Source organism: Solemya pervernicosa gill symbiont, assembly GCF_002020875.1.
GTDB lineage: Bacteria > Pseudomonadota > Gammaproteobacteria.
On the sequence record NZ_MPRL01000021.1, the window covers coordinates 1 to 26,125 of the forward strand.

Consider the following 26,125-nt stretch of genomic DNA (forward strand, 5'->3'; position numbering starts at 1 on the left):
GGGGCGCCGTAGGCATAAACGGTCGCGTTAAGTATTTGCCGCTTGCTTGGGCTTGGACGCCCAAAACAAGCTTCCGCAAAAATAGCGACTCCCCGAAGTTATTTTATCGGGTGTTTCGTTTGACCACAGTCATATTTAATTGAGTGGAGTAGAGACATCGGCGTTAGATCGTATTTCTTACTAATAATAGGGTAATCTCTGTTCTGGAGCCGATAGTCGCGGTATCTGTTTTTACCAGTAATTGCTATGGATAAGCCCTGTTATGACTCTATCTGTTAGTCCTGTTATTCATCAAGAAATTGAGGTTGTGCGTGTCGAAGTAGAGGATTTTGAGCTCATCAAATCACTCTACTATTCGAGTGATCTCTATCACTACGAACAGATGCCTAATGAGTTCAGAATGCCAGGTGATATTTCAGAGCACTGCACCCTTGAAGGATTCAATGCGCTGTATTCAAGCAGTGACTATGTGATGCTGATGGCAAGAGTTGATGGTGATGTCTGCGGAATCGTCTCAGGTTCTTTAATCGACCAGAAATCATTGATTCATAAGAGCCGTTTGGTTGGTTATATCGATGAGCTATCTGTAGCTAAGCCATTCCGAAGGATTGGTGTGGCTCAAATGCTTGTCGCCGAAATTGAGTGCTATTTTCAGAAACTTGGTGCCGAGGAGATGGTGCTCTCTGTTTATGAGTTTAATGACTCCGCATTAGATCTCTATGCGAAGCTTGGATATCAGAGCAAGCTGAAAAAACTATCGAAGTCGTTATCTTGACGGTCGTAGAATTTAACATCGAAAGTTGTTTGTATGACTTGTTGCTGAGTGATGTTTTATGAATCTCGAATTGGTGTTGCTGTGGTTTGTTACGCTACTGCCCATAGTCATTAGTCCGGGTCCAGCCAACATTCTCTATGCCGCATCAGGCAGTGCCTTTGGGGTGCGTGGGACAGTCCCGTTTTGGCTGGGTACCAATATCACGAGTGTGTTCCAGACATTGGCTGTCGGCTTCGGTCTTAACTATCTGATCACGCGTTTTCCAGGAATTCTTGATGCGATACGGTACGTGGGTATCGCATTTCTACTCTATCTCGCCTACAAGTTTTTTAGGCTCTCCACCTCCTATAAAGAGGCCCTGACACCGTTGAGCTTTAAGGATGGTGTGATCGTTGAGGCATTGAATGCCAAGTATCTCCTGATTCCCATGATCATGTTCTCGCAGTTCTATCGACCGGAACTAGATGGTCATGGTCAGATAGTATTTCTCACTCTGGCGCTGGTTTCGCTGACGTTAACGACCAGTATGATCTGGATTGTAGGTGGTAAGACGCTGGCAATGCTGGTTTCAAAACGTGGTAATCAACAGATGCAGGGGCTCCTATTTGGATCACTGCTTACTATTACCGCGTTGTGGCTATTTGTGAGTGGTTAAGGCTCGTTAGGCATGGTTTAGTTGGTAGGTGTTTCGCGATCGCTGAATTATTCGCAATGAAAAAGGGAGGTGCAGATGCACCTCCCTTTTTTAATGAGCTAACGGTAAAACGTTAGTTCATCTTTACATCGGCCTTGGTACGAAGATCTTCGAGATAAGCCTTCAGTGCATTACGTTTCATGAGCTCAGTCAGCTGTGGTTTGACCTGCTCGAGGCTCGGTGGAGTCACATCACGGCTCTCTTCAAGCAGGATGACGTGCCAGCCGAACTGGGTCTTTACCGGAGTACTGCTGTACTTGCCTGTCTCCATCGCCTTGAGGGCATTTCCAAATGGCTCGACCATCTGTGAAGGGCTGACCCAGCCGAGGTCGCCGCCGTTGGCACCAGTTGGGCCGGTCGACTTCTCTTTAGCTAGTGCAGCAAAATCACCACCAGCGTCGAGCTGGGTGATGAGCTCTTTGGCGCTCTCTTCAGCCTCAACCAGGATGTGACGTGCCTTGTACTCCTGCTCCTTGGTGTTGAAGTGCTTCTCGTACTCTGCCTGTACTTCAGCATCGCTGAAGCTGACGGTCGCGAGCTGTTCTTTGAGCAGCGCGTTGGCAAGGATGCCGTCGCGACGGGTCTGGATCTGCGACTTGATCTCAGGGCGACTCTCAAAACCGAGCTTCTCAGCCTGCTGTACCAGCACCGTGTGGTTGATCAGGGCATCGGTGGCGGCCTCGCGCAGCATCGCAGGGTCCAGTTCGGACATGCCTGGCTGGCTGCCCATGCGCTTGGCCTGTGCATCGATCATGGCATCGGTAATCGCCATGCCGTTGACGGTTGCAACTGCAGCGGCAGTTTCGACCATGGCTGCGGTGGCAGCAGGCTTGGGTGCGCTCTCTGCGGTTTCACTCTTGTCGTTACAGCCAAAGAGCAGAGTGGCTGAGAGGGCTGCTGCTACCGCGAGAGCGGCTTTCCTGTTTTGCATCGGTAGGTTTCCTTGGTGGTTGTTGTCGTTTAATTAAATTTCTTCGGGGGCCTTGGCGTTGATGCTCAAGGCGTGAATCTCACTCTGCATTGCATCGCCGAGTGCGTCGTAGACCATACGATGACGTTCGATCAGGCTTTTGCCGGAAAAGTTCCCGGAGATGAGGGTGACGATGAAGTGGCCGCCACCGCCTTTGGCACCGGCGTGACCGGCGTGTTTGGCGCTCTCATCGATGATATCGATCTGAGTTGGGCTGAGTGCGGCATCGAGACGCTCGCGAATCATAGTGATGCGATCTGTACTCATTAGGGCAGTACCTTCTTGAAGGGTTTAACGGTGACCTTGGCGTAGACGCCTGCCTCGAGGTAGGGGTCGGCATCGGCCCATGCCTGTGCGGCCTCGAGTGATGCGAATTCGGCGACGACCAGACTGCCGCTGAATCCAGCCTCACCCGGCTCTTCGCTGTCGATGGCGGGGTGCGGGCCGGCGAGCAGCAGGCGTCCATCGGCCTTGAGTGCCTGCAGGCGCTCAAGGTGAGCGGGGCGGGTCTCGAGTCGTTTTGCCAGGGTGCCTTCGGCATCTTCACTGATAATGGCGTATAGCACTATTCGTTCTCCTCGCTGGGTTGTTCCTCATCGGGTGCATGGCGGGCCAGATAGAAGGCCTGTCCGATGACAAAGACAAAGGTGAGCCCCATCATGCCGAACAGCTTGAAGTCGACCCAGTCCTCCTCGGCGGTTTTGGCCGCTTCGCAAAGGGTGAGCAGACTGCCCTGCAGGGTGGTGGCGCAGGTGTCGAGGTCGACAGCTTCGCCGGCGGCCAGGTTGAGACTCAGCTCCGCCTGGAAGAAGAAATTGGCGACGTAGAGGTTTGCCAGACCCATCGCTACAAAAAAGATCACCCAGCTGAAGTTGAGTCGCGACCAGATGTTGGCGGGGATCTGAATCGCGTGGCCCATCATGCGCTCAACGATCGGTTTCTGACCGATGAACTGACTGCCGAGAAAGACCAGTGCAAAGAGCCAGTTAACCGCTGTCGGCTTCCACATGAAGAAGGCGCGGTCCTGAAAAATCAGCGTGGCACCACCGAGCACGACAATCAGCGCCATGGTGATCAGGTGCATCTTCTCGAAGCGACGGTGTTTGAGCCAGAAGAAGGCGACCTGGGCGACCGAGGCGGCGATGGCCACCGCGGTGGCTGTAAAGATCCCGTAGGTCTTGTAGGCGAGGAAGAAGAGCAGGATCGGGAAGAAATCGAAGAGAAATTTCATAGTTATCTTAAGTCACGCCCATCTTGGGCAAAGCGGCATTCTAACCCACTCTGGGGTGTGATACTCAACCTCTCGTCACGCTTTACGCACACCCGATACACAAGGTATAGGAGGGGCTTTTGCCAGGGGCATGGAGTACAATGCCCTGATGTCTCAACCCTACGATCTACACGCCCATTCAACTGCATCCGACGGCACCCTTTCGCCGACGGCGCTGGTGGCGCGTGCCCATGAGAAGGGTGTGAAGGTGTTGGCATTGACCGACCACGACAACACCGCTGGGATCGAAGAGGCGCGCATCGAGGCTAACAGGCTCGGTATTGAACTGGTTGCAGGCGCTGAGATCTCGGTCACCTGGGGCGCACAGGTGGTCCATATCGTCGCGCTTAACGTCGATATCGAGAATGCCGAACTGCAGACAGGATTGAATCGACTGTGTGATTTCCGCGAGTGGCGTGCCGAGGAGATCGGGCGCCGACTGGAGAAGGCGGGGATTGCCGGTGCCTATGAAGGTGCACGCCGTTTTGCCAAGGGACGCATCGTGGGTCGTACCCACTTTGGCCACTTTCTGATCGATGCGGGCCACGCCAAGGATATGCGCCAGGTCTTCAAACGCTATCTGGTGCGCAATAAACCGGGCCATGTATCTGGCGAATGGGCCGCAATCGATGAGGCAGTTGGCTGGATCAAGGCCGCCGGTGGTCAGTCAGTGATCGCCCACCCGGCGCGCTACTCCATGACGGCGACCAAACTGCGCCGTCTGTTTGGGGCGTTTAAGGAGTGTGGCGGTGATGCGCTTGAGGTGGTCTCCGGAAGCCACAGCGCCAGTGAAAATATCGTCATGGCGAGCCATGCCCGTGCCTTCGATCTACTCTCATCATCCGGCTCCGACTACCACGGACCGGAGACTCCCTGGACCGAACTGGGACGACTACCCGATCTGCCCAACGGCTGTGAGCCAATCTGGGCCGACTGGCACCCTGCCGAACGCGTCAGCAACGCCTGATTTTCCCCTTTTACCGAAGAATTATTAATGAGCCAGTTTTTTGCTATCCATGCCGATAACCCGCAACCGCGCCTGATCAATCAAGCAGTCGAGATCATTCGCGGTGGGGGATTGGTGGTCTATCCGACCGACTCCTGCTACGCACTCGGCTGCCATATCGGCGACAAACGCGCCCTCGATCGCATGCGTGCCCTGCGCAGCGTCGATGATAAACACAAGTTCACCCTGGTCTGTGGTGACCTCTCTGAAATCACCACCTACGCCAAGGTCGATAACATCGCCTACCGACTGATGAAGAGCCACACACCCGGCCCCTACACCTTCATCCTCAAGGCGACCCACGAGGTGCCACGCCGCCTGATGCACCCGAAGCGGCGTAATATCGGTATCCGCATTCCCGATAACGCCATCGCCCTGGCGCTCATCGAGGCGCTCGGCGAGCCGCTGCTCAGCACCACGCTGCTGCTGCCGGGTGAGGAGTTCCCGTTGACTGATCCCTATGAGATGCGTCAGATTCTGGAGCATCAGGTCGACCTGGTGATCGATGGGGGTTACTGCGATATCGAGCCGACCACCGTGGTCCACCTCGAGGAGGGCGATGTGCAGGTGACCCGTGTTGGTAAGGGTGACATCTCAGGGATGGAAGGGTAGCCCGTTATGGGTGCTCTGGCTGAACGGATATAATCGCGCGATGGAAGAACTCAACATGGTTCAGCGGGTTGCGGTATGGGCACTGCCGGTGCTGTTCGCAATTACCGTACACGAAGTGGCCCACGGCTGGATGGCTCGTCGTCTTGGCGATCCGACCGCGATGATGCTCGGTCGTCTAACGCTAAACCCGATCAAACATATCGATCCGGTGGGTACCGTGATCGTGCCGCTACTGCTGTTGATGCTGGGCGGTTTCATCTTCGGCTGGGCCAAACCGGTACCGGTGACCTGGCAGAATTTAAAACACCCGAAACGCGATATGGCGCTGGTGGCTGTTGCCGGACCGCTCTCTAATCTGCTGATGGCAATCTTCTGGGCTATCGTGATGAAGATCGGTCTGTCAGTTGGCGATAGTGTGGCCTGGATGGCGCTGCCGATGATCTATATGGGCGGAGCGGGGATCTTTATCAATACGATCTTGATGGTGCTGAATATGTTGCCACTGCCTCCACTTGATGGCGGGCGAGTGGCGATGGGGCTACTGCCCGGTCCGCAGTCCTACCAGCTGGGTCGTCTCGAGCCCTACGGATTCTTTATACTATTGGGCCTGCTGGCAACCGGACTGTTGGGTAAGATCATGGGTCCGGTGGTCTTCGGTGTGCAGGATATGCTCTACAAATTGATCGGTTTATAAATTACTAGAAGAATTTTAGGAGTCACCTTGAGTTCCAATCCATCGCAGAATAAGCGCGTCCTCTCCGGTATGCGCCCCACCGGCAAGCTCCACCTCGGTCACTACCACGGTGTGGTGAAGAACTGGGTCAACCTGCAGCACGAGTTTGACTGCTTCTTCTTTGTTGCCGACTGGCATGCGCTGACGACCCACTATGAGGATGTCGCGATCATTGAGGAGAGCGTCTGGGACATGGTGATCGACTGGCTAGCGGCGGGTGTTGATCCTGGCTCAGCCAAACTCTTTATCCAGTCACGCGTACCGGAGCATGCCGAGCTGCACCTGCTGCTCTCGATGATGACCCCACTCGGCTGGCTCGAGCGGGTGCCGACCTACAAGGATCAGCAGGAGAAGCTCAAGGAGAAGGATCTGGCCACCTACGGTTTCCTCGGCTATCCGCTGCTGCAGAGCGCTGACATCCTGGTCTACAAGGCGGGCGGTGTGCCGGTCGGTGAGGATCAGGTGGTCCATGTCGAGCTGACCCGTGAGGTGGCGCGTCGCTTTAACCATATCTACGGTCGCGAGCCGGGTTTCGAAGAGAAGGCCGAGGCGGCAGTGAAGAAGATGGGCAAGAAGGGGGCGAAGCTCTACCGTGAGCTGCGTCGGCTCTACCAGGAGCAGGGTGATGGCGAAGCGCTGGCGAAGGGCCAGGCGCTGCTCGAATCGCAACAGAACATCTCTATCAGCGACCGTGAGCGGTTGTTCGGATTTCTTGAGGGGAGTGGTCGCATTATCTTGCCCGAACCGCAGGCGATGCTGACCCCTGCATCCAAGATGCCGGGACTCGATGGACAGAAGATGTCGAAGTCCTACAACAACACCATCTCACTGCGTGAGGATCCCGATGCAATTGCGGAGAAGCTGCGCCGCATGCCGACCGATACCAACCGCGTGCGCCGTAACGATCCGGGTGATCCAGCGGTCTGCCCGGTGTGGCAGCTGCATGAGGTCTACTCGAGCGATGAGACCAAGGATTGGGTGATGGAAGGGTGCCGTAGCGCCGGAATCGGCTGTATCGAGTGCAAACAGCCGGTAATCGAAGCGGTACAGGCGGAGCTGGAGCCGATCCGTGATCGCGCTCGCGAGTTTGAGAACGATTCCGATCTGGTACGCCAGATCATCGCTGAAGGAAGTGAGTCGGCGCGTGATGTGGCGCGCGAGACGCTGGATGAGGTACGTGAGGCGATGGGCCTCTCCTACCGATAGAGAGTGAAATGGAAATCGAAGAGCCAGAGGTAGAGAGCACAGAGGCGGAGACGGCAGAGCAGGACGCTGCCGAGCAGCCGAGTGCCGAGCAGGCGCCACCGGCCGACGGTACGCAGGGCGAAATGCCGTTCGCGATGGTAATGGGCGAGCAGGTTACCCAACTGCCGCAGGATCTCTACATTCCACCCGATGCGCTGGAGGTCTTCCTCGAGGCGTTTGAGGGACCGCTCGATCTGCTGCTCTATCTGATCCGTCGTCAGAACCTCGATATCGTTGATATTCCGATTGCTGAGATTACCCGCCAGTACATGGGTTACATCGATATGATGAAGGAGATTCGTCTCGAACTGGCCGCTGAGTATCTGGTGATGGCGGCGATGCTGGCTGAGATCAAATCGCGCATGCTGCTGCCGCGTCCACCGACTGAGGAGGGCGAGGAGGGAGATCCACGCGCTGAGCTGGTGCGCCGTCTGCAGGAGTATGAGCGCTACAAGCAGGCCGCCGAAGATATCGAGGCGTTACCGCAGGTGGGGCGCGATACCTTCCCCACCAGTGCGGTGGCTCCCGAGCGTGTCCAGACCCAGGACGATCCTGATGTTGAGATGCGCGAGCTGCTGCTAGCCTTCAAGGATGTACTGACCCGCGCCGAGATGTTTACCTCACACCATATCCAGCGTGAGGCACTCTCGGTGCGTGAGCGTATGTCGAATGTGCTCAGTGTGCTCGAGGCCGATAAGTTTACCGACTTCACCAGTCTGTTCGATGTTAAGGAGGGGCGGCTTGGAGTGGTGGTCACCTTCCTCTCGATCCTTGAACTGATCAAGGAGTCGCTGGTGGAGATTATCCAGTCCGAGCCCTTCGCGCCGATCTACCTCAAGGCCGCCGGTGGCCACAGCGGGGTCGAGCCGGTTGAACAGATAGAAGAACAAGAGATGCAGGATCCAACTGCAGAAAGTGACGATGATGAATGAAGAGAAACTGACCCATATCGTTGAGGCGTCGCTGCTTGCAGCGGGGCGCCCCCTGACCCTCGATAATCTGCTGGCGCTGTTTGCTGATGATGATCGTCCCGACAAGGGCGAGCTACGCAAGGCGATCGAGCAGCTCAATGAGCTCTACGCCGAACGCGGTATCGAGATCCTTGAGGTGGCCAGCGGTTATCGCCTGCAGGTGAAGAGCGATATGGAGCCGTGGGTCAGCCGCCTTTGGGAGGAGCGCCCAACGCGCTACTCACGCGCACTGCTCGAGACCCTGTCGCTGATTGCCTATCGCCAGCCGATTACTCGTGGTGAGATCGAGGATATCCGTGGTGTCAGTGTTAGCAGCAACATCGTCAAGACCCTGCTCGAGCGTGAGTGGGTGCGTGTGGTCGGCCATCGTGATGTGCCGGGCCGTCCTGCCATGTACAGCACCACCCGTGAATTCCTCGACTACTTCAATCTAAAAGGTCTGGGCGATCTGCCACCGCTCTCTGAGCTTCGCGACATCGATAGTATTAATGCTGAGCTTGATCTGGCACTCCCCGGTGAGGGCAAGAAACCGTTGGGTGGTGTTGAGGGTGATACAGAGGCCGAGGACGGGACCGCTGGTGAGGGTGAAGACACTTCAGTAGCAGAATCGGATCAGGCAGAAACGGACGATGCTGCTGATGGCGAGTCAGAAGATGCTTCGGAGGAGGCCTCGGGCGAGGCTGAATCTAATAACGGCGATATTGATGCCGTAGAGAATGAGATTGCTGCAGAGCCAGTAAGCGGTGATCCGGTCGAAGGTGATGAGTCAGAAGCTACTCCCGATAATGAGTCGGAAGAGATGTCTCGGGACGTAAGTGCCGAATCTGATGCTAATAGTGACGCCACGGAAGAAACGTCGGTAGAAGCGGATACTGAAGTTGCTGCGACAGTGACGGACGAGAATGAAACAGCATCGGATACCGATGCGGAGCAGCCATCGGAGAGTGATGAGGCTGCTGAAGTTGAGATACGCAAGGACGCCGACAGTGAGCAGGCGCAATAACAGACTATGGCTGAACGACTACAGAAGGTTCTGGCAGCGGCTGGTCACGGTTCACGGCGTGAGATAGAGCGCTGGATCGAGGCGGGACGCATTAGCGTTAATGGCGTCATCGCCGAGCTCGGCATTAAGGTGGGCGGGCACGACAAGATCCGTATCGATGGCCGCCTGATTAAACTCAAGAGCGCCGATGCGCAGCCAGAGCGGCGCGTGATTATCTACCACAAACGAACCGGTGAGGTGACCACCACCTCCGATCCAGAGGGACGTCCCACCATCTTCGATGGCCTGCCGAAGTTGAAGGGGAGTCGCTGGATCAATGTTGGCCGACTCGATATCAATACCTCCGGTCTGCTGCTGCTAACCAACGATGGTGAGCTGGCGCACCGTCTGATGCACCCCTCCAGCGAGATCGATCGTGAGTACTCTGTGCGAGTGCTGGGTGAGGTGACACCCGAGATGATCAAGGCGCTGCAACGTGGTGTCGAGCTCGAGGATGGTCGGGCACGATTCGACAAGATTTCCGAGGGGCGTGGTGATGGTGCCAACCACTGGTACCACGTCGTCCTCAAAGAGGGGCGTAACCGAGAGGTGCGTCGTCTGTGGGAGTCGCAGGGTGTGCAGGTTTCACGTCTGACCCGGACCCGTTTCGGACCGATCTCGCTGCCGCGTCGTCTGCCTCGCGGTGCCTGGCGAGACCTTGAGGATGGAGAGCTGAAGCAGCTACTCAATGCCGTTTCAATGCAGGTTGAAAAACCGTCACCAGCACCGGGACAGAAGCAGGCGCACAAATCCGCCAAAAAACACTCCTCTCCCTACAAGAAGTCACGTCCATCTAAAAAATAGCGCACTTCCAATTGTCTGGGTGACGGACAATCGGGGCGCACAGCATCGAAATCCGGGACCATTAATCCCGGCACAATCTATGGCCGACACCCCTCCCTTTTGAGTCCCATATCGGACTCTGTGATCGGTTTTTCATCGGTCATTTTGTGACCGCCAAATTTAGGTTGAATGCAGACGTGGCTTGGCTTGTTGCATTGATTGCGACTGCATATACTGAGAAGCACGCCTCGCATCTGAGGTGTTAAAGCTGTCCAGCGTTATCTTCAACTATCACTGTAATTGAACCGCCTAGAGTGCTGTCTGTCTCTGGCTGAATAAGGGATTCCCATGAGATCAGGAAAACAGTTGCTCTCTCTTCTGCTGCTGGCAACGGTCGTGTCGATGAGCGGTTGTGATAGCAGTGAAGCTGTGGATGAATCGGCCGGTGGTGAAATGCCTCCAGCGAGTGTCACGACTCTGCTCATCAAGCAGCAAGATGTGGCACTGCAGTATGAGTATGTGGGGCAGATTGCCGCCTCACGTGAGGTCGAGGTTCGAGCGCGTGTTACCGGTCTCGTTGAGCAGCGGCACTATGAGGAGGGTGGTCTGGTCGATGCGGGCGATCTTCTATTTCAACTTGAGCCCTCAACCTATGAAGTGCAGCTTGCACAGGCCGAGGCTGAGTTAGCCAGTGCAGAGGCAGAGCTTAAGCGTGCCAAACGTGAACAGCTACGCATGAAGCCGCTATTGGCGAAAAACCTGGTGAGTCAAAATCAGCTTGATGACGCAGACTCTGCACGCGACCTGGCAGAGGCGGCGGTCAAACTCGCGCAGGCAAGGGTGAAAAGCGCAACTATCAATCTCGATTACACGCAGGTGACGGCACCGATTGCAGGTGTTGCCGGTCGGGCGCTGAAGGTCGAAGGCGGGCTGGCTGAAGAGGGTGGCGATAGTCTGTTGACCACCCTGGCACAGACCGATCCGGTCTACGTCGATTTTGGCGTTGCCGAGGCGGTACAGCTGGATATTCGACGTGAGACCAAAGAGGGAAAGATTAGGCTCCCCGAGGGTGGCTTTAAAGTCGCTCTCTTCTCCGCCACGGGTGAGGATTTAAATCATATCGGTGCGATCGACTTTCAGGACTATAAGATCGATAGCCGCACCGGTAATTTTGCCACCCGTGCCATCGTAAATAATTCCGATGGGCTGCTGGCACCCGGACAGTTCGTCAATGTGAAGCTGCAGGGTGCGGTCCGTACCGATACGATCGTGCTGCCGCAACGCTCAGTATTAGACGATCCAGAGGGCAAGTATGTTTACGCCATCGCTAAGGATGAGAGCGATCAATCGATCGCCTTAAAACGTCACGTGGTGGTGGGCGAGTGGGTGAAAAATGTCGAAGGTATAGAGAACGGCTGGATTATTCGTTCTGGCCTGGAGTCGGGTGATGAAGTGGTGATCGACGGATCGGCGCGGATCTTCTTCCCGGGCATGTCGGTTAGTGCCACCCCGCACGGTGCTGAGCCAGCGCAAGATAGCAGTGTGGAATAGGGAGCCTATCTAAATGATCTCCCGCTTCTTTATCGACAGGCCCATCTTCGCCTTTGTCATTTCGATATTCATTATCCTGGCCGGATTGGCCTCCATGCGTACGCTGCCGGTCGCCCAGTATCCGGAAATTGCGCCTCCTGTGGTTCAGGTCACGGCCATCTACCCCGGTGCTTCGGCAACGGTAGTCGAGGAGACCGTCTCGTCCCCGATTGAGAACGCCATCAACGGTGTTGAAGGCATGATCTACATGGCCTCGACCTCGACCTCCAGTGGCGTCACTACCATCTCGGTCACGTTTGAAATCGGCACCGATGTCGATAAGGCAGCGCTCAATGTTAATAACCGGGTAAAACAGATCGAAGCGCGTCTGCCCCTGGAGGTCAGGCGTCAGGGCGTGGTTGTTGAAAAAAGCTCCTCATCGTTTTTGCAGGTACTGGCCTTCTATTCGCCCGATGGGCGGCATGACGATCTGTTCACTTCCAACTACGTCACCCTGAATGTGCTTGATCGCCTCAAGCGTATTCCGGGAAGTACCAACGTGCAGATCTTTGGTGCCAAGGATTACGCTATGCGTATCTGGCTTAAACCCGATCGCATGACACAGTTGGGTGTGGCGGTGAACGAGGTGATTGCCGCTGTTAACGAGCAGAATGCCCAGTTCGCAGCGGGCAAGATCGGTCAGAAACCGACGGGGAAATCCCAGGAGATGGTCTATACCATCACCACGCAGGGAAGGCTCTCTACGCCGGAGGAGTTCGGCAAAATCATAATTCGCTCGAATGCAGATGGCAGCGCGCTGAGGCTGAAAGATATCGCCCGCGTGGAGTTGGGTTCGAAGGATTACGACTTTGTCGGGCGCATCAACGGCAAACCCGCCACACTGGTCGGTATCTTCCTGCAGCCGGGAGCCAACGCACTGGATGTCGGGCAGAGTGTCGAAGATACAATGGCGGAGTTGGAAGCTGACTTCCCAGAGGGTTTGACCTATTCAATCCCTTACAACACCACCCGTTTTGTCGAGGTATCTATCCGTGAGGTACTCAAAACGCTCGGTGAAGCGATGTTGCTGGTATTCCTGGTGGTCTACCTGTTTCTACAAAACTTCCGTGCTACTTTGATTCCAATACTGGCAGTGCCGGTCTCCCTGTTGGGTACCTTTGCCGGGCTGCAGATGTTGGGTTACTCGATAAATACCCTGACCCTGTTCGGTATGGTGCTGTCGATAGGTATCGTCGTCGATGATGCAATCGTGGTACTGGAGAATGTCGAACGCATCATGCATGAGGAGGGGCTCAAGGCACGCGATGCTGCCATACAGGCGATGCGTGAGGTGAGCGGGCCTATCATCGCCATTGTGCTGGTACTGGTTTCAGTGTTTGTACCGATTGCTTTCCTCGGTGGACTGACCGGCGAGTTGTATCGACAGTTTGCCATTACCATCTCAATCTCGGTGGCGATCTCCGGTGTGGTCGCACTCAGCATGACGCCTGCGTTATGCATGTTGATACTGAAACATGAACACAAGGCGAGCAACGCCTTTTTTCGTTGGTTTAATCACTGGTTTCATCAGGTCACCGATCACTACGTTAAAGGCGTGGGGGTTCTGTTGCGTCGCTCTCTGCTCACGATGGGACTGTTTCTGGGAATGGTCGCCATCACAATTAATCTGTGGCAGAGCACACCGGGTTCTCTAGTGCCCGATGAGGATCAGGGTTATTACATCGCGGCGGTTTTCCTACCAGACGGTGCTTCACTCGAGCGCACCGATGCAGTCGTGGGTGAGGTGATCGAAGCGATTCAATCCAATCCCAATAATTTCGATGTGGTCTCTTTTACCGGTCTGGATTTTCTCGGTGGCAGCTTTAAAAATAGCGCTGCAACCATGTTTGTTACGCAAAAGCACTGGGATGAACGAGAGGTGCCGGTCAAGGCGCTGGTGGATGAGTTGTTCATGAAGACGGGTGCTATCAATGAGGCGCTGGTATTGGCGTTTAATCCGCCAGCGATCTTTGGTCTGGGTAATACAGGCGGATTTGAGTTCTACATTCAGAATCGTGGTGAGGGTGGGGCGGCTGAACTGGCCAGGGCGATGGAGGGCTTCAAGGGTGCGACACACGAAGAGCCGCGTCTCGGTATGGTCAACTCTCTCTGGCGTGCTAATACCCCGCAACTCTATGTCGATGTGGATCGAGAGCGGGCCAAGTCTTTAGGTATCAAGCTGGATGACGCCTTTAATACCCTGGCAGCGACGCTGGGCAGCTACTACGTTAACGACTTCAGTCGTTACGGCAGGGCGTGGCAGGTGTTGATCGGTGCCGATGTGCACTACCGTCAAACACCTCAGGATATCGGCCAGCTATTTGTGCTCAGTACGCAGGGGGAGATGGTGCCGGTCTCAGCCTTCGCACGTGTTGAGTACAGTTCCGGTCCTGACACTCTGGATCGCTTTAACAACCTGCCTGCAGTAAAGCTCTTTGGTGAGGGTGCCCCGGGTGTGAGTTCGGGACAGGCTATCCAGGCGATTCAGGATGTGGCCGATAAGTCATTGCCCAAAGACTTCTCCGTCGACTGGTCGGGTGCCTCCTATCAAGAGGTCCGATCTGAAAACACCGCCTTCATCAGTATGGGCATGGCGGTGGTGATGGTGTTTCTGATTCTTGCGGCCCTCTACGAGCGCTGGTCGTTACCGCTGTCGGTGCTGCTGGCACTGCCCTTCGGTACCTTCGGTGCCCTGGCTGCAGTCTGGATGCGAGACTTTACCAATGACGTCTATTTCCAGATCGGCCTGGTAACTCTGCTCGGACTGGCGGCGAAGAATGCCATTCTGATCGTAGAGTATGCGCTGTTGAAGTATCAGGAGGGGTGGTCCGCTGCTGCTGCGGCCATGGAGGCGGCGCGGCTAAGATTCCGTCCAATTATTATGACCTCGCTAGCCTTTATTCTCGGTGTGTTGCCTCTGGCGCTCTCGACCGGAGCGGGAGCGGGTGCCAGACAGTCGGTGGGAACCGGTGTGATGGGGGGTATGCTCGCCGCGACCTTCCTCGCGGTCTTCTTCCTGCCCTTCTTCTTCAAACTGCTGATCACCCGAAGGTTGCGCGCGCAAGCCGATGAGTTTGAGAGGCCGGTGAACTCGGTTAAACCGCAGTCGTGATTATCGCTCTGGCTATCGGTGCGCCTGGCAATTCTGGTTCGTAACGTTTGGTGAAAAAACTAACGCTACCCAAAAGGAGTCTCAAGGCGCACTTCAACACTCTGCAGAAGTGCTACGGGGAGCTGTCGTGGTGGCCTGCTGATTCACCCTTTGAGGTGATGGTCGGTGCGATCCTGACCCAGAACACCAACTGGGTAAATGTCGAACGGGCGATCGCTAATCTCAAAGCGAAGGGAAAACTCTCGGCCGAGGCGATCGTAAAGAGTCGTCACGACCATCTGGCTGCCTGGATCAAACCCTCGGGCTACTTCAATATCAAGGCGAAACGACTGCGTGCCTTCTGTGAGTGGTGTCAGGCAGAGGGGGGTTGCGAGGCGCTCTCTGACCGTGAGACCAATCTGTTACGTCATCAGCTGCTGGCTATTCACGGTGTGGGACCGGAGACGGCCGACGATATGCTGCTCTACGCGTTTGAACGTCCGGTGTTTGTGATCGATGCCTATACGCGCCGAATATTCTCCAGGGTTGGATTAATCGATGGGGAAGAGGGGTATGAGGTGTTGCGAGCCGCCTTTGAAGCGGCACTGGGCGAGGATGTTGTCTTATTTAATCAGGCGCATGCGTTGATTGTTGAGTATGCCAAACAACACTGCCGTACTAAACCGATTTGCGAGAATTGTCCGCTGGTACGGAATTGTCAGTCCGCCGCTGCGGGGTAGTCTCCGCAACGGTGCTGGTTAATGCAGCTGTTCTCGTTTGTGCTCACTGTGCAGTACGGTAAAGCCCGTATCGTAGATCGCATGCTGATCAGTGTGGTGGTGTAGCTCGGCCTTGCTGTGATGAGGCATCGAAACAAGAACCGGGGTGCCACGACTGGTCGTTGAGATGAAGTGACCATTAGGTGGTAGCAATTTATTCCGCTGAGCAGACACAGTTACGTCCTCCGCTTTTGGCGCTGTAAAGCAGGAAGTCAGCGCGTTTGAAAAGTGATTCAGGGGTGTCATCGATGCGAGTTGCAGCGACGCCGACGCTGACGGTAATGCCGAAGCGGGCACCTTCACACTCAAGTTCCATCTCCTCAACCGCCTCACGGATACGCTCGCCCAGCTGGGTAGCCCCCATCATCTCGGTGTTGTTCAGTAGTAGTACAAACTCCTCTCCGCCGAAGCGGAACAGCATGTCGGTTCCACGAGCGCATTTTCCAACGGTCTGGGCAAACTGTTTCAGGGCGCAGTCACCGGCGGCGTGGCCGTAGGTGTCGTTGACGTTCTTGAAGTGATCGAGGTCGAAAACCATCATCGCCAGCGGTGAGCCGTTACGATGGGAGAGGTCGATCTCACGTTTCAGTGCGGTCTCCAGTGCAGCACGATTTCCGATGCCGGTGAGAGGGTCACGCTGAGCTGACTGTACCGCACGGCGATAGAGCAGGGCGTTACGCAGTGGGTAGACCAGACCGACGATCATCTCCTCAACTAGCTTCAGCTGGCCATCGCTGAAGGGGCGACGACGCGAGAAGGTGATGGTGCCGAGTGTCTGGTTACCGAGGGTGAGCTGATAGCTCGCCTTGTGGTGTTTGGTGACACCGATCTCGAAGTGGATGTTATCGGATGGGAAGGTGTAGTTGAGTGCATCGAAGGGAACGTTCTGGCGAGCCTCACTATTGAACAGGGTCAGAACCTTGTTCCACTCCAGTGTGCTCTGCAGGATGGCGCTCAGTTCAAGCGCAATGCTGGCACCGTTCCCATAATCCTGAGATTCGGAATCACGCTTCTGGGCGTGAGCAGAGCCTCGGAGAGGAAAGGGAATGGTGTCGCCATTCTGAGTGTTAGTGATATCGCCTTGTGCTGCCATTGTTCTATCCTCGCGGTCGGTTTGTTCCTACTCATGCGAGAGTCGTGCCAATTATTGCCGTTAACTATAACCTTATGTAATAACAAAGAATAATGCGGGTGAGTTGGCGCGGCGATGGGTCTGTGACGTCATCTTGACGCTTGGAGCAGGAGGGGGGCGGTAAGAGTTTGCCGCCGATGACGATGATCTGGCGCAGCCCCAATGACAGGGAAGAGGGCATATAATGAGGGTATGCATTAAGGGTGGTGGAGAAAAAGAAGAATGGAAGAGTATAAGGTCCACGATGCGGCCGACGTGGTCGATCTGCTGAATCATATTGGTCCACTCGGTGAACGCCATCTTGGCGAGATCCTGATTGAAGAGGGGCAGATTACCGAGGAGCAGCTCGAAAAGGTGCTAGATGACCAACGCGAGTCGCTGACCTATCACCACCTCGGCACGATGATGGTTGAAGAGGGGTTGATCTCCCGTGAGCAACTCCACATCGCGCTGGCCCACAAGTTCAATATTCCCTACGTCTCGCTCAGGGAGTTTGAGATTGATGACAACGTCCTGTCGAAGATCCCCTCCGACCTGGCGCTTCAGTACAACGTGCTGCCGCTGGCTGAGAATGATGGCAAGTTGATCGTTGCGATTGAAAATCCACTCGATTGGGATGCGCTCGATGCGATTCGTTTCAACACCAACCGTTCAGCTGAAGTGGTGGTGACCTCAGCACGCGATATCAGTCTGGCCCTCAATCGCCACTACAGTGAGTTCGATGAGAATACGCCACTCGATGAGTTCGAACTCTCGCCAGTATCCGGTGCTAATGCCTTTGAAGAGGAGTCCTATGAGGATGACCTCGAGCAGCAGGCGATGCAGAAGCCGGTGGTGCGGCTACTCAATGCAATCATGTGGCAGGCGGTTCGGCGCAAGGCCTCCGATATCAATATTCGTCCGGAGAAGGATCGTGCCAGCGTCTACTACCGCATTGATGGCGTGTTGCAGTTCGTCCGTACCCTGCACAAATCACTGCTCGCCCCACTGGTCAGCCGTATCAAGATCACAGGGCGAATGAATATTGCCGAGCATCGCCTGCCACAGGATGGTCATGCACGGCTGGTTAAGGATAAACACCCGATCGATCTGCGTATCTCAGTAATGCCGACCGTGCATGGCGAGAGTGCGGTGATTCGTCTGCTCGATAAAGAGGTAGGACTGCGCCCACTAGAAGTGCTCGGATTTGGCGAACATGAGGTCGATACCCTGCGTGATCTGATCACCAAACCGCACGGCATGGTGCTGGTCACCGGGCCGACCGGCTCTGGTAAGTCGACCACCCTCTACTCACTGCTCAATGAGGTGAAACGGCAAAATCCGCACATCATCACCGTCGAAGATCCGGTTGAGTATGCGATGGACGGCGTCGAGCAGATTCAAATCTCAAACGTGAAGGGTTACACCTTCGCCGAGGCACTGCGCCACATCCTGCGCCACGACCCCGATGTGATTATGGTCGGCGAGATTCGTGACCTGGAAACGGCACAGATCGCCAACAAGGCTGCACTCACCGGACACCTGATGCTCTCCACTCTTCACACCAATGATGCGATCAGCTCCGTAACACGATTGATCGACATGGGTGTCGAACCGTTCCTACTGAGCTCCACACTGCTAGGCGCAATGGCGCAACGACTGGTGCGCGTTATCTGCGAAGAGTGCAAAGAGGTTGATACCATCGATACGAAACTGCGTCAGACACTCGGCGTTTCCGATGATGAGATCTTCTATCGTGGAAGAGGATGCCCCACATGTAGCCAGAGCGGCTACCGTGGCCGAGTCGCCGTCTGTGAAATCTTCACCGTAACGCCAGAGATCCAACAGCTGATCCACGCCAATAAAGGTGAGCAGGCAATCAGAGAGGCGCTTCACAAGGCGGGAATGACAACACTCTTTGAAGATGCGCTTGAGCTAGCCAGAGAGGGTCGTACCACCCTGGAAGAGGCCTACAAAGTCCGAACCGTCGGTTAATCATTAGGTAGGATGGGCGGAACGAAGTGATACCTACCATTTGACTGCTTGGCTTTCTCAAGTATTAACTACAGAAATTGATTTTCCAGGAGATATAGAACACCCTTCCAACGAAAAGCTGAGAAAGGAAGATACTCGGCACCACAATAAGCAGGATGCGAGCTACTATGCCAACCAATTTCACATGCTTACATAGCAGGGAAAGGTATGTAGGATGAAAATATCCCCCAGTCATTATCGTAGAAACAACAAAGTTGTCGCTAAAAGTGAGAACTATTGGCGGCATAACGTATTTATAAGAACCAGTCACATATCACAATATATGTGCTGGCTTCATAATTCACTGTTATACATGAAAGAGAATTAGATGGAATTTCCTACAGAAATAAGCATAAATCTTAGCCATTCGAATATTCCAAACCTGGAACCTAAGTCTATTAAGGTTTATAGCGGAATTACAACATTTGTAGGCCCTGATGGTTCTGGTAAAACTTCACTTTTAAGGGGATTGAAAACTGGTATTTCGCCTCATGTTTCAGGAAAGAAAGTTCGATACGTATCGGCAGGCAGATTAGGGCCACTAGAAAACTATAGATCTGATTACGACGGTCAAAGAGGCGGTAATCCACGATATGAAGAGGCTCGATATGGTGACAAAAACTCCATGCAGAGACGTCATCAAAATGAAACAGTAACTGGTGATTTTGCTACTCTGTCAGAAAGGCCAGATGTTCTGATCAAAGTTCAAGAAAGATTGAGAAAGCTCTTTAATAGAGACGTCCGTGTAGATTGGAATGGCGGCTATCTAAAAATTCATTTTGCGAGAGTCGATATTCAATCTAATGAATATTCGTCCGCACGCGAAGCCAGTGGCTTGCTTCACTTAGTATCAATTTTAGCTGGATTATATGATGATGAAGTTGGTGCTGTATTGATTGACGAGCCAGAAGTTTCACTTCACCCGCAGATTCAGTCGTTTTTATATCAAGAAATATCAAAAGTTGCAGGTAGCCCAGATCAATCCGGAAAGAAACTTATATTTGTTTCAACCCATTCTACAGAGTTCATACACTTGCAATCCGTTGATGACTTAGCCTCTGTTGTATTCTGTAGTGATGTGTACAAGGCACCTGTTCAAATTGATCCTTCGGTAGGTGAGTTTAGAAATAGAAAGATAAGGGCTCTATTGGCAAGAATGGGGCAAGAACATAAGCTGGCGCTATTTTGTGATAGGCCTCTCCTTGTAGAAGGACCAAGTGACCAAATAATTTGTTCTGGTATTAGCAGGGTTTTGGATTTAAATACTGAAGCTGCAGGCTCTCAAATACTCCCAGTGACAGGGAAAGGACAAATGCCTGCAGTGATAAAGCTCATGAGATTAATAGGAAAAAAGCCAAGTGTACTTGCAGATGCGGATGCGCTTGCCGATGGTTTTTATTTAATTAATTAATTTGTAACGCTTCATGAAGCAGATGATATTGCCATAGGTCTTGGTCATAGAAATGCAGCACAATTTGCACGAGGAATTTACCAGGACTTTACTCGTCTAGTAGATGAAAAATGGGATGATTTTAGTGTCTTGGCAACTAATCATGCGTACTGGTTAAATAGAGATCAAGAAAGAGATGAATCTATTGCAAAGCGTCGTTCTGTGTTTTGTAGTTTGTTAGAAATAAGTCCTGAAGACATAAAACAGATTAATAATCATTCTGAATGGGCTGGGTTGAAGACAAGGCTTCTATCATTAATTGACCTGTTAGGCAGTTTAGGTTGTTATATTCTAAAGAAGGGAACTATTGAGGCTTATTATTTAAATGCTAACCAATTAACGACTGACGAAAAGCCAAATGCGGCTGCTCACGAAGTTTCCTACATGGGAGAAATGGAATTACAACAATTAAATGATGCTTTTAACGATGTTGTTGATGCAATTAAGTATGCAGCCCAAGCAAAGAGCATTGATGAAGGCGCCGCGATTAGAGATATAGTTCTAGCTATTGTTACTCCAGCTCTTGCATCCATTACTGAAGCAACAACAGATATTGAGCTAAATACAAAATGTAGAAATCTATTTGGCAATATTGCGAACTTGTTCAAGCTATCTGTGGAGACCACTGACCAACTCTATTTGGTTGTAAGCTTGGAAACATCAATTTTGGACGTCAAAGGCTTTCCATTACGATTGGCAATTGGTGCAAACCCAATTGTAGATGTTAGCGCTCAGATGGAACTCGAATAAATGTATAACAAGGCGCTGCACTCGGAATAATAAAGCTGCACCGCTTCGCTATGCAGATTTATTATTCAGGTGAGCTTGGTCGTTATGTGTAAAAGTACAAAATATGAATGTACTATTTGTATGTAGTGAAAATCGACTACGAAGCCCAACGGGTGAAGCGGTGTTTTCAGAATGTGAAGGCATAAATGCTATTAGTTGTGGTACAAACAAGGATGCAGAAACACCAGTAAGCGGTGACCTCATTGAATGGGCTGATGTCATTCTAGTTATGGAAAAAAGTCATAGAAACAAAATATCAAAAAAATATAAAGAATTATTAAAAGACAAAAATCTGGCGGTACTAGATATACCTGATATATATGAATGTATGCAGCCAGAACTGATCCAGCTACTTAAGGTAAAGGTGCCCCGTTATGTGCGCATATAAACATCACATAACAAAACGCTCAAACAGACTGCCGTCGCAGAATATAATTATGTGCTTAAATAGCACAAGATTAATACAGCTACGGCGGTCGGCCTAGCTCTGCGTTATATGTTAAAAAATAGAAATGGCTAGTAAAGTAGTAATAAAAACAATAGAAGCATTAAATGAAATGCATACTGGCTCATTAATGAGTCGGCGTGCTGCTCTACTAAGGTGTGAAGAGTCTTTTGAGTTGTCTGATAGAAATGGGTATGAAACAAAGCCCAAAGTGTCTGAAACTGGAGTTATAGAGTTTAAAGATACACCTGAATGGCAGCAGGCATATAGTGAATTAAAGAGTGTGCTTTCTACTCGGGATAACATACCAAACAAGCAGCAACGAAAAGAGATTCGTAGGAAAAAAGCGAAAAGCTCAAAATGATGTGCATCACATCGAAAAAAAACCGGATCAGAGAGCCGAATTAAAGAAGTGGAGTGATTGAAACTCTAGCTCTTCACAGGTGAAGAAAAAAGCCCGGATCGCTGAAAGCGTATCCGGGCTTTTTTGTTTAAAACGTTACTTACTGAGCGTTGATGATTTCGCCATTACTCTCTTTACTATCGGCTCCCATGAGGTAGAGGTAGCTAGCCATGATGGTATCGGGTGTCGGCAGGCTATTGGGATCTTCACCGGGGTAGGCCCAGGCACGCATGGAGGTGCGGACGGGACCAGGGACGATGGCGTTGGTCCGGATGTTGGTATTGGAGAGCTCTTCGGCGAGCATCTGCATCATGCCGTTGATGGCGAACTTTGAGACGCCGTAGGCACCCCAGTAGGCTTTAACCTCCTGGGTGATCTGATCGGAGGTGAAGAGGATGCGGCCATCCTCGGCCTTGTTCAGTAGTGGCAGACACGCCTGGGTAAGCAGGAAGGCGGCGTTGAGGTTGACCTGCATCACCTTGTACCAACCCTCCGGGTCGTACTGGTCAAGTGGACAGAGGCGGGCGAGTGAGGCGGCGTTGTGAAGTAGTCCGTCGAGGCGTCCGAACTCCTGATCCATTACCTTGGCGAGATCGTCGTAATCCTTGATCACTGCGCCCTCGAGATTCATTGGGTAGATGGCCGGCTGTGGATGACCGGCATCGACGATCTCGTCGTAGACCTTCTCCAGCTTGTGAGTTGTGCGACCCAACAGTACAACCGTGGCACCATGCGCGGCAAAGCTCCTGGCGGCCGCACGGCCTATACCATCTCCAGCCCCAGTGATGAGGATAACGCGCTCTTTCAAGAGATCGGCTGCGGGTGAATAGTCTTGCATCGGTCGTTCCTGTTTGATGATTAATTCTGTTGCGGCCACTCAGCCGCAATATCTTGTGCGCATTGTAGACCACTCCGTATCGCTCCTTCGAGTGTTGCGGGCAATCCGGTGTCGGTGTAATCCCCCGCCAGCCATAGCCCCTCGACTGTAGTGCGGTTGGCCGGGCGGTAGGCGTTGATGCCGACGTTGCTGGCAAAGGTGGCGCGCTTCTCGCGAATAACCAGCGATTCCAGCGGCTCGGGCAGTTCAGGATAGTGGTGTTTCAGCTCCGCAGTGACGTGGTCAGCTAGTTCGCAGTTACTGAGATCCATATGCGGACCGTTGGCGCTGATCACTACCGAGAGCAGCCCTGGCTGGCCGCAGTTACGACGATCGATGACCCACTGACCGACTGAGTCGAGTAGGCCAATCATCGGTAGTTCGAGCCGTGTCTGTTCCGGGTAGCGCAGATAGATGGTGCAGATCGGTTCGGTGGGGATCTGTACTAGCTGGTTTGCGGTCTCATTGAGGCCTTCATGTGCCTGTAGCAGCTGCGCAGTGGCGGTGTGAGGTGTGGCGAGTATCACATGGCTCGCAGGGATCATCTGTTCATCGATCGCCACGCCGAGGATGCGGCCCTGCCCAATGATCAGTTCGTTCACACGACGACTGAGCTGAACCTGTCCATTATGACGTTCGATGTAGTGTGCTGCCGGTTCCGGGATGGTGGTGCCGAGATCGGTGCGCGGTAGTAGTAGATCTGAGTTGCTGCGCTGGCCACTGAAGGCCTCCTTCAACACCCGTATAAAGAGTCTGGCTGAGGCATTTTCAGGAGGGGTGTTGAGAGTGGCGATACAGAGCGGTTCCCATAGGCCATGCACCACGCGCCTCGGCTGTGCGGCGAGCCAGTCGCGCACGCTCTGCTCCTTTTTAAGGGTGAAGTGTCGACTGTTGAGTCGCGCCATGAAGAGTACTGTTTTCAGCTTGTCGCCGATCGAGACACCCTTGGCGGTGAGCAGTGCGCCCAGCAGGTGCAGCGGGGCAGGTAGGTTGGCTGCGCGCATCTCGAGTGGGGATTCGGTAGGGGAGAGCAGCTTGAGTAGCAGACTCTGGCGTTCGACCAGTTGGTTCTGATCGAGCTTTAACCGTTTGAGTAGATCGAGCGTCGCACTGTAGGCACCGATCATGATGTGCTGACCATTATCGACCCGGCTTTCGCCAAACTGGACACAACGGGCGCGACCGCCCAGCTGTTTGGCCGACTCAAGAAGAGTGACGGGGACGCCGCGGTGGCTCAGCTCGACTGCGGCGCTGAGTCCTGCCCAGCCGCCACCGACCACCACGACCCGTTGTTGGGCGACGCTGTTCCGATCAGGCATGCTGGCGACGCATCAACCGTTTATGTTGGCGTTTTTCGTGCTGCATTGTCTTCCAGGCGATCCAGAGCTTGCGCAGTGGTGAGATCGAGGTACGGCCCTCAAGCACCTTGTAGCCACCATCGATGATCTCATGCAGCAACGCTTCGTAGATGGCAGCCATCACCAGCCCGGTGCGCTGGCGATAGCGGTCATCGGGGGGGAGCAGGGCGTAGGCGTCGTGGTAACACTGCAGGGCGCGTTCGGCCTGGAATTGGAGCAGCTTCTCGACCCGCTCACTCGCCTGTGGCCGGCGCAGATCCTCGGCAGTTACTCCAAACTTCTGCAGCTCATCCTCGGGAATATAGATTCGACCACGCTCGGCATCCTCACGTAAATCACGCAGGATATTAGTCAGCTGTAGGGCCAGACCGAGCGCATCGGCATATTTTCGCGTGTGACGATCTTCATAACCGAAGATCTCTGCCGCGAGCAGACCCACCACACCAGCGACACGATGGCAGTAGAGGCGTAGTTCATTGAAGCTGGCGTAGCGCTGCTGCACCAGATCCATCTCCATGCCGTCGATGATCTCCAGCAGCTCCTCCTGCGGCATTGCAAACTGCTCAATGATCGGTTGTAGCGCCTGGCCGACCGGGTGTTGTGGTTCGCCGTGGTAGGTGCGTTCCAGCTCCTCGCGCCACCAGATCAGCTTGTTTTGTGCCACGCTCGCATCACGACACTCATCCACCACATCGTCCACTTCACGACAGAAGGCGTAGAGCGCGGTGATAGCACGGCGCTGCTCGGCGGGGAGGAAGAGGAAGCTGTAGTAGAAGCTCGAACCGCTGGAGGCGGCGCGCTCCTGACAATATTCGTCGGGGGTCATGGTCATGTTTGTAAATAAGGTTAGCTAATGATGCCGTAGTCGTGAGTGGAAAGACAATATATGCGATGAGTGATCGTGAGATTTGGTGCTGCATGAAGTATCATAACCTGTAATGAAAATAGGGTATTACGGTGGCTAATATTGATAGATTTGTTGGTGGTGAGGTATTGAAATGGGTTTGTCTATATATCTGCCGGTCGCTACTACTCCTATGTATAAAAGTACCATTGTCGTCTCTCCGCGTGAGCGTTTCTCTTCGGTCATTCCATCGTTGAAGTCGATCTTCAATACCGTAGACGATTCCGTTCCGGTGATTGTGGTTGAGGGGGTGACGCCCACAGAGATTAGAGCCGAAATTAAGGCACTTCAGAGCGAACGGCCGTTTAAGCATATAGCGCTTTCCTATCCGGTTACGCCCAATGAGGCACGCAATATTGGTGCGGCTGAGGTTGAAACCGAATTTGTCCTCTTTGCCGATAACGATATCGAGTATGAAGCGGGTTGGCTGGAGGCCCTGGAGAGAAATGCTGATGAGAATGATGCGGATGCGGTGGCACCACTTATTTTTATCGGTCCGTGTGAGACGGTGACCATTCACCACGCTGGTGGCAAATTGCACCATGAACGCGACGGTGCGAATCTCATTCTGAGCGAGCAGCATCGCTTTATGAATGTTCCTCTTGAGGAGGTGGAGGCCCAGCTGAGTGATCCATCGATGCTGGAGAATGAAGTGTGTGAGTTCCACTGTATGTTGATGCGCAAGGATCTCTACGATCGCATGGGTGGTCTGGATGAGCGGTTGATTACCCGGGAGCAGATGGATTTTGCCCTGCGCTGTATGGATATGGGCACCAAGGTCACCTTTGAGAAGGATAGTCGTGTCACCTATCGGGCCTACGATCCTTTCAATTCGGTCGATCTTCAATACCACCTGTTTCGCTGGTCGGATGAGCGTGCGGTGGAATCGATCAAGGCGTTTGAAGAGACCTGGGGTGTAAAGCTGAAGGCAGACAGGATTCGTTATAGCTGGATTCAGAACCATCGAGATAGGGCAATTGCTACCGTATACCCGTGGCCCAGAAAAGTGCTCGGGCGAAAATTTATGAGGCGTCTGATCTCGCAGAAAATAGAGCGCCGGGTGCGAGAACAGTTTGATATGAAACGCGCCAAGTTGGGTGAAAAATCGATACCTAATAGACCGGAAGTAGTGTGGGCGGGAACTCTGTTTGGTCTGGACGATGGGCGAAGCGGAAGCCAGGCTTGAATAGAAA

At 53.5% G+C, this 26,125-nt stretch carries 27 protein-coding genes; 18 read left to right on the top strand and 9 right to left on the bottom strand.

The genetic code is table 11. From position 1 onward, the window contains the following. Positions 1-262: 262 nt before the first annotated feature. Entirely contained in the window at positions 263-775 is a 513-nt protein-coding gene (locus BOW52_RS06935) for a GNAT family N-acetyltransferase (RefSeq protein WP_078483366.1), read from the top strand. Between the two features lie 58 nt (positions 776-833). Continuing rightward, positions 834-1,430 (top strand): LysE family translocator, encoded by a 597-nt coding sequence (locus tag BOW52_RS06940; RefSeq protein WP_078483367.1) that lies wholly within the window; start codon positions 834-836, stop codon positions 1,428-1,430. Between the two features lie 112 nt (positions 1,431-1,542). Here BOW52_RS06940 and BOW52_RS06945 read toward each other — a convergent pair whose 3' ends face one another. Genes BOW52_RS06945 through BOW52_RS06960 form a run of 4 tightly spaced genes read right to left on the bottom strand, consistent with a single transcriptional unit; the run spans position 1,543 to position 3,670 of the window. Beyond that, a complete protein-coding gene (locus BOW52_RS06945) occupies positions 1,543-2,400 on the bottom strand; it encodes a peptidylprolyl isomerase (RefSeq protein WP_078483368.1) in 858 nt (285 codons plus the stop codon). A 33-nt stretch (positions 2,401-2,433) separates the two neighbouring features. Next, a complete protein-coding gene (locus BOW52_RS06950) occupies positions 2,434-2,706 on the bottom strand; it encodes a BolA family protein (RefSeq protein WP_078483369.1) in 273 nt (90 codons plus the stop codon). Continuing rightward, positions 2,706-3,005 carry a YciI family protein gene (locus BOW52_RS06955; RefSeq protein ID WP_078483370.1) on the bottom strand — a complete coding sequence of 100 codons (300 nt, stop codon included), beginning with the start codon at positions 3,003-3,005 and terminating at the stop codon, positions 2,706-2,708. Before BOW52_RS06955 ends, BOW52_RS06950 begins: the two co-directional genes overlap by 1 nt. Then, complete coding sequence (locus tag BOW52_RS06960) at positions 3,005-3,670, bottom strand: septation protein A (protein ID WP_078483371.1); 666 nt, start codon at positions 3,668-3,670, stop codon at positions 3,005-3,007. Before BOW52_RS06960 ends, BOW52_RS06955 begins: the two co-directional genes overlap by 1 nt. Before the next feature lie 130 nt (positions 3,671-3,800). Here BOW52_RS06960 and BOW52_RS06965 point away from each other — a divergent pair, with 130 nt between their 5' ends. The 10 genes from BOW52_RS06965 to BOW52_RS07010 all read left to right on the top strand — a co-directional run bounded on the left by BOW52_RS06965 (position 3,801) and on the right by BOW52_RS07010 (position 15,522). Continuing rightward, positions 3,801-4,676, top strand: coding sequence for a PHP domain-containing protein (locus tag BOW52_RS06965; RefSeq protein WP_408021565.1), 876 nt, complete (start codon positions 3,801-3,803; stop codon positions 4,674-4,676). Between the two features lie 27 nt (positions 4,677-4,703). Beyond that, positions 4,704-5,327, top strand: coding sequence for an L-threonylcarbamoyladenylate synthase (locus BOW52_RS06970; protein ID WP_078483372.1), 624 nt, complete (start codon positions 4,704-4,706; stop codon positions 5,325-5,327). Positions 5,328-5,367: 40 nt separating this feature from the next. Next, positions 5,368-6,021 carry a site-2 protease family protein gene (locus tag BOW52_RS06975; protein ID WP_078483373.1) on the top strand — a complete coding sequence of 218 codons (654 nt, stop codon included), beginning with the start codon at positions 5,368-5,370 and terminating at the stop codon, positions 6,019-6,021. A gap of 27 nt (positions 6,022-6,048) precedes the next feature. Beyond that, positions 6,049-7,266: a tryptophan--tRNA ligase gene (locus BOW52_RS06980; protein ID WP_078483374.1), complete on the top strand. Its 1,218-nt coding sequence runs from the start codon at positions 6,049-6,051 to the stop codon at positions 7,264-7,266. 122 nt (positions 7,267-7,388) lie between these two features. Then, the gene (locus BOW52_RS06985; RefSeq protein ID WP_236725664.1) at positions 7,389-8,237 is read left to right on the top strand and encodes a segregation and condensation protein A; all 849 of its coding nucleotides are present in this window, start codon (positions 7,389-7,391) and stop codon (positions 8,235-8,237) included. Next, positions 8,227-9,279 (top strand): SMC-Scp complex subunit ScpB, encoded by a 1,053-nt coding sequence (scpB, locus tag BOW52_RS06990; protein WP_078483376.1) that lies wholly within the window; start codon positions 8,227-8,229, stop codon positions 9,277-9,279. Before BOW52_RS06985 ends, scpB begins: the two co-directional genes overlap by 11 nt. Before the next feature lie 6 nt (positions 9,280-9,285). Beyond that, positions 9,286-10,122, top strand: a complete 837-nt coding sequence (gene rluB, locus BOW52_RS06995; protein ID WP_078483377.1) for a 23S rRNA pseudouridine(2605) synthase RluB — start codon at positions 9,286-9,288, stop codon at positions 10,120-10,122. Positions 10,123-10,449: 327 nt separating this feature from the next. Further along, positions 10,450-11,652, top strand: coding sequence for an efflux RND transporter periplasmic adaptor subunit (locus BOW52_RS07000; RefSeq protein ID WP_135622120.1), 1,203 nt, complete (start codon positions 10,450-10,452; stop codon positions 11,650-11,652). A 13-nt stretch (positions 11,653-11,665) separates the two neighbouring features. Then, positions 11,666-14,803: an efflux RND transporter permease subunit gene (locus BOW52_RS07005; protein ID WP_078483378.1), complete on the top strand. Its 3,138-nt coding sequence runs from the start codon at positions 11,666-11,668 to the stop codon at positions 14,801-14,803. Positions 14,804-14,853: 50 nt separating this feature from the next. Then, positions 14,854-15,522: an endonuclease III domain-containing protein gene (locus BOW52_RS07010; protein WP_236725661.1), complete on the top strand. Its 669-nt coding sequence runs from the start codon at positions 14,854-14,856 to the stop codon at positions 15,520-15,522. An 18-nt stretch (positions 15,523-15,540) separates the two neighbouring features. Here BOW52_RS07010 and BOW52_RS07015 read toward each other — a convergent pair whose 3' ends face one another. Next, positions 15,541-15,735: a hypothetical protein gene (locus tag BOW52_RS07015; protein ID WP_135622122.1), complete on the bottom strand. Its 195-nt coding sequence runs from the start codon at positions 15,733-15,735 to the stop codon at positions 15,541-15,543. After that, positions 15,716-16,654: a GGDEF domain-containing protein gene (locus BOW52_RS07020; protein WP_078483379.1), complete on the bottom strand. Its 939-nt coding sequence runs from the start codon at positions 16,652-16,654 to the stop codon at positions 15,716-15,718. Before BOW52_RS07020 ends, BOW52_RS07015 begins: the two co-directional genes overlap by 20 nt. Before the next feature lie 261 nt (positions 16,655-16,915). Here BOW52_RS07020 and BOW52_RS07025 point away from each other — a divergent pair, with 261 nt between their 5' ends. The 5 genes from BOW52_RS07025 (at position 16,916) to BOW52_RS07040 (ending at position 21,754) form a co-directional block, all read left to right on the top strand. Then, complete coding sequence (locus BOW52_RS07025; protein WP_078483380.1) at positions 16,916-18,667, top strand: GspE/PulE family protein; 1,752 nt, start codon at positions 16,916-16,918, stop codon at positions 18,665-18,667. A gap of 367 nt (positions 18,668-19,034) precedes the next feature. Beyond that, positions 19,035-20,117: an ATP-dependent nuclease gene (locus BOW52_RS17350; protein ID WP_236725662.1), complete on the top strand. Its 1,083-nt coding sequence runs from the start codon at positions 19,035-19,037 to the stop codon at positions 20,115-20,117. Between the two features lie 129 nt (positions 20,118-20,246). Then, positions 20,247-20,906, top strand: coding sequence for a hypothetical protein (locus BOW52_RS17355; protein ID WP_236725663.1), 660 nt, complete (start codon positions 20,247-20,249; stop codon positions 20,904-20,906). 103 nt (positions 20,907-21,009) lie between these two features. Continuing rightward, positions 21,010-21,333 (top strand): low molecular weight protein tyrosine phosphatase family protein, encoded by a 324-nt coding sequence (locus BOW52_RS07035; protein ID WP_078483381.1) that lies wholly within the window; start codon positions 21,010-21,012, stop codon positions 21,331-21,333. Between the two features lie 124 nt (positions 21,334-21,457). Then, positions 21,458-21,754: a hypothetical protein gene (locus tag BOW52_RS07040; protein WP_078483382.1), complete on the top strand. Its 297-nt coding sequence runs from the start codon at positions 21,458-21,460 to the stop codon at positions 21,752-21,754. A 139-nt stretch (positions 21,755-21,893) separates the two neighbouring features. On the opposite strand, the gene BOW52_RS07045 is transcribed toward BOW52_RS07040, so the two are convergent. The 3 genes from BOW52_RS07045 to hpnD are packed head-to-tail and all read right to left on the bottom strand — an operon-like array spanning position 21,894 to position 24,854. Further along, entirely contained in the window at positions 21,894-22,631 is a 738-nt protein-coding gene (locus BOW52_RS07045) for a YciK family oxidoreductase (protein WP_078483383.1), read from the bottom strand. 20 nt (positions 22,632-22,651) lie between these two features. Then, positions 22,652-23,989 carry a hydroxysqualene dehydroxylase HpnE gene (gene hpnE / locus BOW52_RS07050; RefSeq protein WP_078483384.1) on the bottom strand — a complete coding sequence of 446 codons (1,338 nt, stop codon included), beginning with the start codon at positions 23,987-23,989 and terminating at the stop codon, positions 22,652-22,654. Continuing rightward, on the bottom strand, positions 23,982-24,854 hold the full coding sequence (gene hpnD, locus BOW52_RS07055; protein WP_078483399.1) for a presqualene diphosphate synthase HpnD: 873 nt from the start codon (positions 24,852-24,854) through the stop codon (positions 23,982-23,984). The genes hpnE and hpnD overlap by 8 nt, the downstream gene beginning before the upstream one ends. A gap of 211 nt (positions 24,855-25,065) precedes the next feature. Here hpnD and BOW52_RS07060 point away from each other — a divergent pair, with 211 nt between their 5' ends. Beyond that, a complete protein-coding gene (locus BOW52_RS07060; RefSeq protein WP_172840220.1) occupies positions 25,066-26,118 on the top strand; it encodes a glycosyltransferase family 2 protein in 1,053 nt (350 codons plus the stop codon). Positions 26,119-26,125: the final 7 nt, after the last annotated feature.